This is a genomic window from Nonomuraea sp. H19 (genome assembly GCF_052068215.1).
GTDB lineage: Bacteria > Actinomycetota > Actinomycetes > Streptosporangiales > Streptosporangiaceae > Nonomuraea.
This window is the reverse complement of the sequence record NZ_JBQHCV010000006.1, coordinates 207,527-219,775: the sequence shown is the minus strand read 5'-3', so window position 1 is coordinate 219,775 and position 12,249 is coordinate 207,527. Positions and strand designations below refer to the sequence as shown.

Genomic DNA, 12,249 nt, shown 5'->3' with positions numbered 1-12,249 from the left:
CCCGCGAATGCCTCAGGCTGTGGTGCGGCGGAGCTGGAAGGCGAGGGACAGGTCTTCGTCCGCATGGGACGGGAGATCGTCCACCGTGCCCTCCGTGACCGTCGTCGCCAGGACCTCCTCCGCCACGACCTGCCACTCCGACCGCAGCGCCGCGGCGAGGTCCGGCGACGAGGAGGTCCACCACAGGTCGATGCGGTCGGTGATCGACAGGCCGGTCGACTTGCGGGCCTCCTGGACCAGGCGGATGACCTCGCGCAGGAGCCCGGCCCGGCGCAGCTCGTCGGAGAGCTCCAGGTCCAGGGCGATCGTCTCGCCCGTGCCGGTGCCGATCGCGCCGCTCTCCACGGCCCAGCCCGAGCGGGGCTGCTCGTTGACGATCACGTCGTCCGGGCCGAGCATGATCTCGCCCAGCTCGTCCGCCTCGACCATCACCGTTGCGCCCGAGCGCAGGGTGCGGGCCACCCGGGTGGGGTCGGCGGCGGTCACCGCGGCGGCCACGAGCTTGGTCTGCGAGCCGAACCGCTTGCCCAGCGCCCGGAAATTCGGCTTGACCGTGTAGGACACGAGATCGGCGCTGAAGCCGGACATGTCCTCAAGGGCCTGGACGTTGAGCTCGTCCGCCACCAGCCCCCGCAGCTCCCCGGGCAGCGACGGCCAGCCGTGCGCGCCCACCAGAGCCCGCCGGAGCGGCTGCCGGGTCTTGACGCCCGACGAGGCGCGCGCCGAGCGGCCCAGCTCCACCAGGCGCCGGACCAGCGCCATCTGGTCGGACAGCGCGGGGTCCAGCAGGTCCTGGCGCACCTCCGGCCAGGAGGCCAGGTGCACCGAGGAGGGCGCCTCCGGCGAGCGCAGGACGTCCCAGAGTTGGTCGGTGACGAACGGCGTGATGGGCGCCATCAGCCGGAGCACCGTCTCCAGGCACTCGTACAGGGTCGCGAACGCCTCCCGCGACCCCTGCCAGAACCGGCGGCGCGAGCGGCGCACGTACCAGTTGGACAGGTCGTCGAGGAAGTCGGCCAGGCGGCGCCCGGCCCGCTGCGTGTCGTATTCGTCCAGCGATGCCGTGACCTCGGCCACCGTCCTGTGGAGCTCGGCCAGCGCCCAGCGGTCCAGCAGCGGGCGCTCGCCGGCCGGCGTGGCCTCCGCCATCATCGACGGCGACCAGGACTCGGCGTTGGCGTAGAGGGTGAAGAACGACGAGGTGTTCCAGAGCGTCAGCAGGACCTTGCGGACGATCTCCTCCAGGCCGGCGTGCCCCACCCGGCGGGCCGCCCACGGCGAGCCCGAGCAGGCCATGAACCAGCGCAGCGCGTCGGCCCCGTGCTCGTCCATCAGCGGGATGGGCTCCAGGATGTTGCCGAGGTGCTTGCTCATCTTGCGGCCGTCCTCGGCCAGGATGAGGCCGAGGCACAGCACGTTCTCGTAGGAGGACTGGCCGAAGACGAGCGTGCCGACGGCCATCAGCGAGTAGAACCAGCCGCGGGTCTGATCGGTGGCCTCGCAGATGAACTGCGCCGGGTAGACGCCCTCAGGCTTGCCGCGCTCGCCCCACTGCGCGAACGGCATGGAGCCGGAGTCGTACCAGGCGTCGATGACGTCGGGCACCCGCTGGGCGTCAGCGCCGCACGTGGGGCAGGCGAAGGTCACGTCATCGACGTACGGGCGGTGCGGGTCGAGCGCCGAGACGTCCTGGCCGGCCAGGTTGCTCAGCTCCTCCAGGGAGCCGACGCACGTCACGTGGGACTCGTCGGCCGTGCACACCCACAGCGGCAGCGGCGTGCCCCAGTAGCGCGAGCGCGACAGCGACCAGTCGACGTTGTTGCGCAGCCATTCGCCGAACCGGCCCCACTTGATCGTGTCGGGGAACCAGTTGGTGCCGGCGTTCTCGGCCAGCATCTGGTCCTTGACCGCGGTGGTCCGGATGTACCAGGACGGGAGCGCGTAGTAGAGCAGCGGCGTGTGGCAGCGCCAGCAGTGCGGGTAGCTGTGCTCGAAGTGGCCGCCGCGGAACAGCAGGCCGCGCACGCGCAGGTCCTCGGTCAGCTCCTCGTCGGCGTCCTTGAAGAACTGGCCGCCGACCATGGGTACGTCGTCGAGGAAGCGGCCGTCGGGGCCGATCGGGTTGACGATGGGCATGTCGTACCGCTTGATCACGGCCAGGTCGTCGGCGCCGAACGCCGGGGCCTGGTGGACCAGGCCGGTGCCGTCCTCGACGGTGACGTAGTCGCCGAGCACGACGTAGTGCGCGTCCGGGATGTCGACCAGCTCGAACGGCCGGGAGTAGGTCGTGCGCTCCAGGTCGCGGCCGGTGTATCGGGCCACCTCGGTGACCTCCTCGCCGAGGACCGGCAGCAGCGGCTCGGCGACCACGAGGACCTCGCCGTCGGGGGTGCGGGCCGCGACGTAGGTCACGTCGGGATGGACGGCCACCGCCGTGTTGGAGACCAGCGTCCACGGCGTCGTCGTCCACACCAGCAGCGCGGCGCCCAGCTCGGCCAGCGGCCCGGAGGTCACCGGCATGCGGACGTAGACCGACGGGCTGGAGACGTTCTCGTAGCCGCCGGGCTGGCCGAGCTCGTGGTCGGACAGGCCGGTGCCGCAGCGCGGGCAGTAGGGCGTGATCCGGAAGTCGCGGAACAGCAGGCCCTTGTCGAAGACGACCTTCAGCGACCACCACACCGACTCGATGTAGGACGGGTCCATGGTGCGGTAGGCCTGGGACAGGTCGATCCAGTAGCCCATCCGCTCGGTCATCTGCTCGAACGCGTCCACGTGCCGCAGCACCGACTCGCGGCACTTGGCGTTGAACTCGGCGATGCCGTACGTCTCGATGTCCTTCTTGCCGGACAGGCCCAGCTCGCGCTCGACGCCCACCTCGACGGGCAGGCCGTGGCAGTCCCAGCCGGCCTTACGCGGAACGCTGAATCCGCGCATGGACTTGTAACGGGGGAACAGGTCCTTGAACACGCGCGCCTCGACGTGGTGCACGCCGGGCAGGCCGTTGGCGGTGGGCGGACCCTCGTAGAAGACCCACGCCGGGTTGCCCGCGTTCTGCTCCACAGAACGCTCGAAGATCTTCCCGTCCCGCCAGCGGTCGAGAACCTCGCGCTCGAGCGCGGGCAGGTCGACCTGCGCGGGAAGAGGGCGGAAGGATGGGGAAGACATCTCGGGCGTGACCTCCACGCTTGATCGGCCGGTTGGCTGGCGTGAAGGGACGAAGCCGTACGGCTCCGCGGTACCACCCTTCTTGACCTCGCGCGGGGCGAGGCCCTCTTCATTTGGTCTGCTGCCGGTTCTAATGAGCTCGCGAGAGCCGTTCTTCCGGCGGCTCCGGGGTGATATCCCTCACAGTCGGGCCCCATCAACGCCTTGCAGTCTCAAACCATAACGCAGAGTGGAGGCGAAGGCTTCCTGGTTTCCCTGGTGACGCCCCCAACGGGGGCCCGGCTCCGGCCACGCCATCGGTACGCACGGTGCAAATGGCGACAAAGTTGTGGAAATGGACGCCACTGAGGAGGAGTTCAATGCGCGAGGCGGGATAGTACGGGGGAGGTAAACCGTCCGGCGGGTCGTTTGCCATTCCGTTATCGGGAACCTAAGCTGCCCGCACCCTTTACGGCCTTGATCAGCAATGGAGGCAGCCATGGCGGCAGTCACGCAGACCGCTACACCGTCGATGTGGTCGGACGAGGAGCTGGCCGACGTACGCGGCAGGCTGCAGCGCGAGATCGACGAGCTCGAAGCCGACATCCTCCGCCACGAGACGGAGATAGCCTCTGGTGACGTCACCCAAGGCGCAGGCGACGATCAGGCGGACGCCGGCGCCAAGACCTACGAGCGCGAACGCGAGATCGCCCTTACCCTGAATGCGCGCGATCTGGTCGCGCAGAACGAACGTGCGATCGCCAGGATCGACGCAGGGACCTATGGAGTGTGCGAATCGTGCCACAAGCCGATCGGCAAGGAACGCCTTCAGGCGTTCCCGAGGGCGACGCTGTGCGTGGCCTGCAAGCAGAAGGAGGAACGCCGGTAGCCAGACCCCGGGGTCGCCTGTTCGCCGTCCTCATCGTGCTGGCGGCCGTGGTCTACGCGGCCGACCTCATCACCAAGACGGTGGTGCTGGAGGCGCTCGAGGGCAAGGCGCCGCTGGTCGTCATCCAGGACGTCCTGCAGTTCCGGGTGATCTTCAACTCCGGCGCCGCGTTCAGCATCGGCACGGGGATGACCTTCGTGTTCACGCTGATCGCGGCGGCGGTGGTGGTGGCCATCGTGCGCACCGCTCGCAAGCTGGGCAGCCGGGCGTGGGCGATCACGCTCGGCCTGCTCCTCGGCGGTGCGCTCGGCAACCTCACCGACCGGCTCCTGCGCTACCCGTCGGGAATCGGCCGCTCCACGCAACTCCAGGGGCACGTCGTGGACTTCATCGAGGTGCTCCCCGGGCATTTCCCCATCATCGACTACTTCCCCGTCTTCAACATCGCCGACTCGGCGATCGTCTGCGGCGGCATCCTGGCGGTGATCCTGGCCTGGCGAAACGTACAGATCGACGGGTCAAAGGAGGTGGCGAAGGATGACTGACCAGCGCAGTCTCCCCGTGCCCGACGGCCTGGAGGGCGAGCGGCTCGACGCCGCGCTGTCGCGGCTGTTCGGCTTCTCCCGCACGCGTGCGGCCGAGCTCATCGGCGCCGGCGAGGTGCTGGTCGACGGCAGGCAGCCGGCCAAGTCCGACCGCGTGCACGCGGGCGCGTGGCTGGATGTGACCCTGCCGCCGCCGGTCACCACGCCCATGCCGGTGGCCGAGCCGGTGCCGGGCATGACGATCGTGTACGAGGACGACGACATCGTCGTGGTCAACAAGCCCATCGGGGTGGCCGCCCACCCGACCGTCGGCTGGACGGGGCCCACCGTGATCGGCGGGCTGCTCGGGGCCGGGCACACGATCGCCACCAGCGGAGCCGCCGAGCGCCAGGGCATCGTGCACCGGCTGGACGCCAACACCACCGGCGCGATGGCGGTGGCCAAGAGCGAGCACGCCTACTCGCATCTCAAGCGCGCCTTCAAGGAGCGCACGGTCGACAAGCGCTACCACGCGCTGGTCCAGGGGCATCCCGACCCGTTCAGGGGCACGGTGGACGCGCCCATCGACCGGCACCCGTCAGGCGACGGCAGGTTCGCGGTCGTGGCCGGCGGCAAGCCCTCGGTCACCCACTACGACACCGTCGAGGCGTTCCGGGCGGCTTCGCTGCTGGACATCAAGCTGGAGACCGGGCGTACGCACCAGATCCGGGTGCACATGGCGGCGCTGCGCCACCCGTGCGTCGGCGACCTGCTCTACGGCGCCGACCCGACGCTCTCCGCCCGGCTGGGGATCACCAGGCAGTGGCTGCACGCGGTCGCGCTGGGGTTCGAGCACCCGTCGACGGGCGAGTGGATGTCGTTCAGCACCGACTACCCGCAGGACCTGCAGAAGGCGCTCGACATCGTCCGCGACGAGTCCTGACCCCGCGCCCCGGACCGCCCGCCGGGCGGTCAGGGGCGCTTGTCCTGCTTCCCCGCCCCAGGCGCCTGGCCGCTGCCCGAGCCCTCGACCTCGTCGGGCGTTTCGGTCTCCGTCTCCGCAGGCTCCCCGGTCTTCTCCGTCTCCTCCTCCTTCTCGTTCTCCTTCGCCGACTTGGCCGGCGTCGGCTCCTTGGTCGGCGTCTTCTTCTCGCTGGACGGGGTGCGGGGCTGTTCCTCCCTGGTGGGCGGTGGGGTGCTGCGCGGCGCGGGTGGGTCGTAGGCGGATTCGGGGGGCGTCTCGGTGACCGTCGCCGGGGGCTCGGAGGTCGCCGGTGTGGGTGAGGGGACGGTGCTGCTGGGCGTGGTGACCACGGCGGGCACCGGCGGCGGGGTGCGGGACGGTTCGGCGGGGCGGGTGGACCACCAGGCGGCGCCGCCCGTGAGGATGGCGACCAGGAGCGCGCCGCCGCCGATCGCCGCCACGGGCAGCCGGTGGCGCGGCCGCCGCAGCGTCGTGCCGGGAACGGCGACGGGGCCCGTCTCCTCGGGTACGCCGCCCGCCAGGATCACGGCGAGCCGCCGCTCGGCCTCCTCCAGCGTCATGCGCTCGGCCGGGTCCTTGCGCAACAGCCCGAGCACTACGGGGCCGAGCACGCCCGCGCGGGCCAGCGGCGCCGGTTCGGCGTGCATGACCGCTCCGAGCGTGGCCAGGGCGTTGCCCCGATGGAACGGCGAATGGCCCTCGACCGCCATGTAGAGGGTCACGCCCAGGGACCACAGATCGGACGCCGCCCTGGCCGAGCCGCCCGCGGCGCGCTCCGGCGCCATGAACGCGGGGGTGCCGATCAGCACGCCCGTCCTGGTGACGGGCGCCTCGTCCTCGGTGGTGGCGATCCCGAAGTCGGTGAGCACCGCCCGGCCGTCCTCGGCGAGCAGCACGTTGTCGGGTTTCACGTCCCGGTGCAGCACGCCCGCCGCGTGGGCCGCGCGCAGCGCCTCCAGGATCTGCAGCCCGACGTTCGCGGCCGCGTGCGGGGACATCGGGCCCTCGTCACGGATCAGCTCTCCCAGGGTGCGGGAGCGTACGAGCTGCATGACGATCCACGGGTGCCCGTCTTCCTCCAGCACGTCGTAAACGGTGGCCACGCCCGGGTGCGTCACCCGGCCCGCCGCCCTGGCCTCCCGGAAGGTGCGTATGGCGAACACCTCGCGTTCAGGGTCGGTGAGGTCGGGCGGCGGCAAGACCTCCTTGACCGCCACGTCTCTGCCCAGGACTTCGTCGTGCGCCTGCCATACCTTTCCCATGCCGCCCTTGCCGATCGTCCTGAGCAGCCGATATCTCCCGCCGACTACCTCCGCAGAATCGGACATGCACCGCGACTACCCCATAAAAATCCGTACAAGCGCGGTGACCGCGGCCGTCGCGGCCAGCACGACGAGAAACGGTGCCCGCAACAGCAGCGCGATCACGGCCGCTCCGAGCCCGGCCGTGCGTGCCGGATCGAAGCGCAGCCCGCCCTGCTCCGTGAACACCTGCACCGCGATCAGCGCCGCGAGCAGCGCCACCGGCACCAGTTCGGCGAACCTGCGCACCACCGGGTGGTCGAGCACCCGCCGCGGCGCCGCCAGCCCGGCCAGCTTGAGCGCGTAGCAGCCCGCGCAGAGAGCGGCGATCGCCCACCACAGTGTCATCGCGCCAGCACCACCAGGGCTGCCCCAATAGTCGGCAGGGCTGCCAGCAGCACCGGCACGCCGGCCGGCAGGAAGGGGGTGGCGCACAGCGCGATCGCCGCGCCGGCCGCGGCCAGCAGGCGCAGCTCCCGGCTCGCGGCCAACCGGGGCCACAGGATGGCCAGGAACGCGGCCGGGCCCACCGCGTCCAGTCCGAGCGCGCCCGGGTCGCCCAGGGAGGACGTGCCGAGCGCGCCCGCCAGCGTGGTGAGGTTCCAGGTGACGTAGAGGGCGGCGAACGTGGCCGTGAACCCGGCCCGCGCGGCCTGCGGGGTCGGCTGGGCCAGCGCGACGGCCGTGGTCTCGTCGATCACGCCGTGCGCGGCCAGCAGCCGGCGCGGGCCGCGCACCCGCAGCAGGTCGGCCAGACGCAGGCCGTACAGGGTGTTGCGGCCGCCCAGCAGCAGCGCGCTCGCGGTGGCGGCCACCAGGTCGCCGCCCGCGCCCACCGCCCCCGTCAGGGCGAACTGCGAGGCGCCCGTGAACGTCAGCAGGCTGAGCACGCACGCCTGCGGGACGGTCAGGCCCGCGGTGATCGCCGCGGCGCCGAACGCGAGCCCGGACAGCCCCACCGCCAGGCCCACGCCCAGACCGTCCCGTACGGCGGCGGAACGCTGTGTTGTCTGATCCATGGGGCGAGAGGCTAGGCGAGGAGGGAATCGCCAGTCTTGTACGTTCCTGCAGCCCGCTGGTAGGCGGCGGGCGGCACGCCCACGATGCGGCGGAAATGCCGGGTGAGGTGGGCCTGGTCGGTGAAGCCCACCTCGGCGGCCACCTGCGCCGGGCATACCCCGGATTGGAGGAGGCGGCGCGCCTGGCGTACCCGGAGCGAGGTCAGGTAGGCGTGCGGCGGCAGGCCCGTCGCCCGCTTGAACGCCCGCAGCAGCGCGAACGGCCGCGCCCCCACCGCGCCCGCGAGATCGTCCAGCGTCGGCGGGTCGACCAGGCTCCCGTGCAGCACCTCCAGCGCCTCCCGCACGGCCCGCATGCCCTCGCCGGGCAGCGCGGGGGCCGGCCTCGGGGTGGCGTGGCGGGTCAGCAGCCGGGCGAACAGGGTGCGGCTCAGCGTGGAGGCGGCCAGCGCGTCGCCGAGCTCGGCCGCCCGGTGCGCCCGGCACAGCAGCGCCGCCACCGCGTCGTCGCGGACCACCTGCTCGGCGAAGTGCGGCGTCGCGTACGGCGCGCCCAGCTCGGCCGCGATCCCGGCCAGCAGGTCGATCGACGGGTAGAGCATGCGGTACGACCACCCGTCCGGCGCGCCCGCGTGGCCGGTGTGCGCGGCGTCGGGGTTGACCAGCACCAGCTCGCCCGCCCCCGCCCGGTGCAGGGTGCCCCGGTAGTCGAACTCCTCGACGCCGTCCACGATCACCCCGATGGCGTAGCCGTCGTGGACGTGCCTGGTGAAGCGGTGGGTGACGTAGTGGGCCCTGAGCAGGTCCGTTCCCGGCACCGCCGGGTGCCGCCAGAAGTGCGCCTGCTCTTTCACCGCGTTTTCACAGCGGTTTGAAGGTTTTCGCGAACTGCTCGAAGTAGTGCCTGTCCTGATCCCAGCGGGAGTCCAGGCTCTCCCAATAGAGGGCGTAGGGGCGGCCGTCGGCGGTGCGGAAGCCCCGGTTGATCACGTGGATCAGCTTCCCGTCGCGCACCCTGGTGAACTCCCAGTCGGCTGCCGCGCGCCCGAGGTAGCGGGTGGACGTGATGCCGATCCGGGTGTACTGGCGGAACTCGCCCTTCGCCTGGATGTCCTTCTCCAGCTGGATCCACTGCTTTGCCGGGTCCACCCAGGCCATTTCCGGCACGGTCCACTCCACCCTCATCTCCCCGGGGGTGCCGGGGCCGGTCAGGGAGATGCTGTCCCTGGTGGTGCTCTTCCTGGCGGTCCACTGCTTCGGCACGCCGATCGAGAAGCGGCCCGCCGCGTTCGTGAACGCCCGCCAACCGGCCGGCAGCGGGCGGCTCGTCGCGGTCGGGGTCTGCGACTTGGCCGGGGTGAGGCTGGTGGCAGGGACCGGGCTGGTGACCGGGGCCGCGCTGGTCCGGCTGTTGTAGAGCAGGAAGCCGCCCGTACCCAAGACCGCCACGGCGGCCAGCGTGGCGGACACCCCGATCAGCGGCGCCTTGCCGCGCCGGGGCCTTCTCCGGACGGCCCGGCGCGGGCCGCCGGCCGCCGGGCGCGTCGGTCGTGGCTCGTCGATCGTGGGAAGCGGCCGGTCGCCCGCCGTCTCGAGCAGCCCGCCGTCAGCCCCGTAGCCTGTGGCGGCCGCCACCCGGCCGGGCTCGGGGGACGTGCGCTGCCCGGCGAACGCGGGGGCGTTGGCGACCTCGTACAGCAGCCGGGCGGCCTGCTCGGCGGGCGTGCGCGCGGCGGGGTCACGGTGCAGGAGCCCCATGATGACCGGGGCCAGCGCGCCGGCCCGCGTCGGCGGCCTGGGCTCGTCCCGCAGCACCGCCGCCACCGTGGCCGCCCACGAGCCGCGCCTGAACGGCGGCTCGCCCTCGACGGCCGCGTACAGCGTCGCGCCCAGCGACCACAGGTCCGACTCCGGCCTGGCCGGCTCGCCGTTCAGCCGCTCGGGCGGCATGTACGCGGGCGTGCCCACCACCCCGCCGGTCGCCGTCAGCGCCGCCTCGGTCTCCAGCGTGGCGATGCCGAAGTCGGTGAGCACGACCCGGCCGTCGTCGGCCAGCAGCACGTTCTCCGGTTTCACGTCGCGGTGCAGCACTCCGGTGGCGTGCGCGGCCCGCAGGGCGTCCAGCACCCGGCCGCCGATCACCGCGACCTGCCCTGCCTGCAGCGGCCCCTGCTCGCTGATCACCTGCGCCAGCGAGCGGGAGCGGACGAGCTGCATCACGATCCACGGGCGGCCGTCCTCCTCGACGACGTCGTGGATGACGACCACCGACGGGTGGTCGAGGCGCCCCGCCGCCCTGGCCTCCCTGATGGTCCTGCTATTGAGCTCGGCCCGCTTGGCGTCCCCGACACCCGCGTACCGGACCTCCTTGATCGCCACCGTCCGGTCCAGCAGCTCGTCGTAGGCCCGCCAGACCACGCCCATCCCGCCCTCGCCGAGGGGCTCGATGAGGCGATATCGGTTGCCGACCTGCCTTTCCACGCAGAGCAGCCTACTTGGCGGGTTTGAACGTCGCAGTGAAGCCCTCGAAGAGGTCGTAGTCCTTCTTCCAGTGGCTCTGCAGCACGTGCCAGTAGATGGCGTACGCCCGCCCGTTGTTGGTGACGAAGCCCCGGTTGCGCACGCGGGTCGTGCCCGTGTTGGTGTTCCAGGTGAAGTCCCAATCGGCGGCGGCCTTCATGTAGTCGACCTTTTCGATGCCGATCTTCTTATAGCCGGGGAAGTTGCGCTTGAGGCTCGGCTCCTGCTTCTTCCAGTCCTTGTACGGGTCCGTGCCAGGGTTCTCCGCCTCCTCGACCATGACGTACGCGTTCGGCGCTGACGCAGGGCCCTTGAACTTGACCTGCCGGCCGCTGCGGTCCCACACGTCCCAGCCCTTGGGCAGTCCGATGGTGAAGCCCCACTTCTTGTCCTTGTACCAGTGCCAGCCGGCCGGCAGCACGTCGGCCGTCTTCGTCGGGCTCGGGCTCGGGCTGGCGCTCGGCGCGGCGGTCGGGGCGGCGCTCGGCGACGTGCTGGGCGTCGCCGACGGCGGCTGGGAGGCGCTGGGCGAGGCCTGGGACGGCGTCGCCGTGACGGCCACGACCTGCGAATTGTCCGGCTCCGGCGTGTCCTCGCCGCCGGTCGGAGCCGAGCGCAGGCCGAGATAGCCGCCCATGCCGGCGACGAGCACCACCGCCACCGCCGCCGCGATGACCGGCCCCGCCCGCCGCCGGTCCACCTTGCCCGCGTCCATCGTGGACTCGGCGGGCGGCTCCGGGTTCTCGGGGGCGCCGCCGGTGGCCGGGGTGAGCCGCGCGCCGGTCTCGGGCACGGCGGGGGGCGGGACGAGGTCCGGGTTGGTCGGCGTGTCGTCCTCTACGGGCGCCTGGTGCAGCACGGGCTGGTACGGCGCCTTGCGTGGCTTGGCCGCCTTGACAGGCTTCGCCGCCTTGGCGGGCTTGGCCGGCGACGGCACGGTCAGCGGCTGGGCCACCGGGAACTGCGTGGTCGCCTGCGGGCTCGCCTGCGCGATGGCCTGGCGCAGCAGCCGCCCCGTCTCCTCGTACGTCAGCCGCTGCACCGGCTCCTTCGCCAGCAGCCCGCTGATCACCGCCGTGAGCGGCCCCGCGTGCGGCGCGGGGTCGGGCTCGTCGGTCAGCACGGCGTGCATCGTCGCCAGAGCCATGCCGCGCTCGTGCGGCGAGCGGCCCTCCACCGCCGTGTACAGCGTGGCGCCGAGCGCCCACAGGTCCGACTCACGCCGCGCGGGCAGCCCCTTGAGCCGCTCGGGCGCGATGAACGCGGGCGTGCCCGCCAGCCCGGTCACGGTCAGCTGCGTCTCGGTCTCCAGCGTGGCGATGCCGAAGTCGGTGAGCACGACCCGGCCGTCGTCGGCCAGCAGCACGTTCTCGGGCTTCACGTCCCGATGCAGCACACCCGCCTCGTGCGCGCGGTGCAGCGCGTCGAGCACCGCTAATCCGATCTCCGCCACCCGCTTCGGCGGCAGCGGCCCGTCCTGCTTGATCACGGCGCCCAGAGAACGCGATTGCACGAGCTGCATGACGATCCAGGGACGGCCATCCTCCTCGATCACGTCGTGCACGACGATCACGTTCGGATGCTCGAATCTCGCCGCCGCCCTCGCCTCGCGCATCGTGCGCCGGTTCAGGAGCTGCACCTCCTCGCCCAGGGCGGCGGCGTACCTGACCTCCTTGACCGCGACCGTGCGGTCGAGAAGCTCGTCGTGGGCACGCCAGACAATGCCCATCCCGCCCCTGCCGATGGGTTCCTGCAGCTGGTAGCGGCCGGCGATGCGACGTCCGTCCTGCTTCCGATCCGACATCAACGGCCTCAAACCCTCCTCTAGGCCAAGAAATACTCCCATAGCGAGGGATCAACGGCGACT

The 12,249-nt window shown here is 71.8% G+C and carries 10 protein-coding genes; 3 read left to right on the top strand and 7 right to left on the bottom strand.

What is annotated here, in order from left to right; genetic code table 11:
* Positions 1 to 12 precede the first annotated feature (12 nt).
* Positions 13 to 3,165 carry an isoleucine--tRNA ligase gene (gene ileS, locus ACTMTI_RS15115; RefSeq protein ID WP_441120933.1) on the bottom strand — a complete coding sequence of 1,051 codons (3,153 nt, stop codon included), beginning with the start codon at positions 3,163 to 3,165 and terminating at the stop codon, positions 13 to 15.
* A 478-nt stretch (positions 3,166 to 3,643) separates the two neighbouring features.
* On the opposite strand from ileS, the gene ACTMTI_RS15110 reads away from it, so the two are divergent.
* Genes ACTMTI_RS15110 through ACTMTI_RS15100 form a run of 3 tightly spaced genes read left to right on the top strand, consistent with a single transcriptional unit; the run spans position 3,644 to position 5,500 of the window.
* Positions 3,644 to 4,033: a TraR/DksA family transcriptional regulator gene (locus ACTMTI_RS15110; protein ID WP_441120932.1), complete on the top strand. Its 390-nt coding sequence runs from the start codon at positions 3,644 to 3,646 to the stop codon at positions 4,031 to 4,033.
* A gap of 35 nt (positions 4,034 to 4,068) precedes the next feature.
* Positions 4,069 to 4,578 (top strand): signal peptidase II, encoded by a 510-nt coding sequence (lspA, locus tag ACTMTI_RS15105; RefSeq protein WP_441120931.1) that lies wholly within the window; start codon positions 4,069 to 4,071, stop codon positions 4,576 to 4,578.
* Positions 4,571 to 5,500 (top strand): RluA family pseudouridine synthase, encoded by a 930-nt coding sequence (locus tag ACTMTI_RS15100; protein ID WP_441120930.1) that lies wholly within the window; start codon positions 4,571 to 4,573, stop codon positions 5,498 to 5,500. Before lspA ends, ACTMTI_RS15100 begins: the two co-directional genes overlap by 8 nt.
* A gap of 29 nt (positions 5,501 to 5,529) precedes the next feature.
* Here the strand turns inward: ACTMTI_RS15100 and ACTMTI_RS15095 are convergent, their stop codons facing one another.
* The 6 genes from ACTMTI_RS15095 to ACTMTI_RS15070 are packed head-to-tail and all read right to left on the bottom strand — an operon-like array spanning position 5,530 to position 12,186.
* On the bottom strand, positions 5,530 to 6,870 hold the full coding sequence (locus ACTMTI_RS15095; protein ID WP_441120929.1) for a protein kinase domain-containing protein: 1,341 nt from the start codon (positions 6,868 to 6,870) through the stop codon (positions 5,530 to 5,532).
* Between the two features lie 9 nt (positions 6,871 to 6,879).
* Positions 6,880 to 7,191: an AzlD domain-containing protein gene (locus tag ACTMTI_RS15090; protein WP_441120928.1), complete on the bottom strand. Its 312-nt coding sequence runs from the start codon at positions 7,189 to 7,191 to the stop codon at positions 6,880 to 6,882.
* Entirely contained in the window at positions 7,188 to 7,862 is a 675-nt protein-coding gene (locus ACTMTI_RS15085) for an AzlC family ABC transporter permease (protein ID WP_441120927.1), read from the bottom strand. The genes ACTMTI_RS15090 and ACTMTI_RS15085 overlap by 4 nt, the downstream gene beginning before the upstream one ends.
* A gap of 11 nt (positions 7,863 to 7,873) precedes the next feature.
* Positions 7,874 to 8,716, bottom strand: a complete 843-nt coding sequence (locus ACTMTI_RS15080) for an AraC family ligand binding domain-containing protein (RefSeq protein ID WP_441120926.1) — start codon at positions 8,714 to 8,716, stop codon at positions 7,874 to 7,876.
* Between the two features lie 7 nt (positions 8,717 to 8,723).
* Positions 8,724 to 10,343 (bottom strand): serine/threonine-protein kinase, encoded by a 1,620-nt coding sequence (locus ACTMTI_RS15075; protein ID WP_441120925.1) that lies wholly within the window; start codon positions 10,341 to 10,343, stop codon positions 8,724 to 8,726.
* Between the two features lie 10 nt (positions 10,344 to 10,353).
* A complete protein-coding gene (locus tag ACTMTI_RS15070) occupies positions 10,354 to 12,186 on the bottom strand; it encodes a serine/threonine-protein kinase (protein ID WP_441120924.1) in 1,833 nt (610 codons plus the stop codon).
* Positions 12,187 to 12,249 lie beyond the last annotated feature (63 nt).

Excerpts from the sequence above, each read along its gene's own strand:
- ACTMTI_RS15090 (WP_441120928.1), bottom strand. The coding sequence starts at position 7,191 with ATGACACTGTGGTGGGCGATCGCCGCTCTCTGCGCGGGCTGCTACGCG.
- ACTMTI_RS15095 (WP_441120929.1), bottom strand. The coding sequence starts at position 6,870 with ATGTCCGATTCTGCGGAGGTAGTCGGCGGGAGATATCGGCTGCTCAGG.
- ACTMTI_RS15100 (WP_441120930.1), top strand. The coding sequence starts at position 4,571 with ATGACTGACCAGCGCAGTCTCCCCGTGCCCGACGGCCTGGAGGGCGAG.
- ACTMTI_RS15110 (WP_441120932.1), top strand. The coding sequence starts at position 3,644 with ATGGCGGCAGTCACGCAGACCGCTACACCGTCGATGTGGTCGGACGAG.
- ACTMTI_RS15070 (WP_441120924.1), bottom strand. The coding sequence starts at position 12,186 with ATGTCGGATCGGAAGCAGGACGGACGTCGCATCGCCGGCCGCTACCAG.
- ACTMTI_RS15085 (WP_441120927.1), bottom strand. The coding sequence starts at position 7,862 with ATGGATCAGACAACACAGCGTTCCGCCGCCGTACGGGACGGTCTGGGC.
- ileS (WP_441120933.1), bottom strand. The coding sequence starts at position 3,165 with ATGTCTTCCCCATCCTTCCGCCCTCTTCCCGCGCAGGTCGACCTGCCC.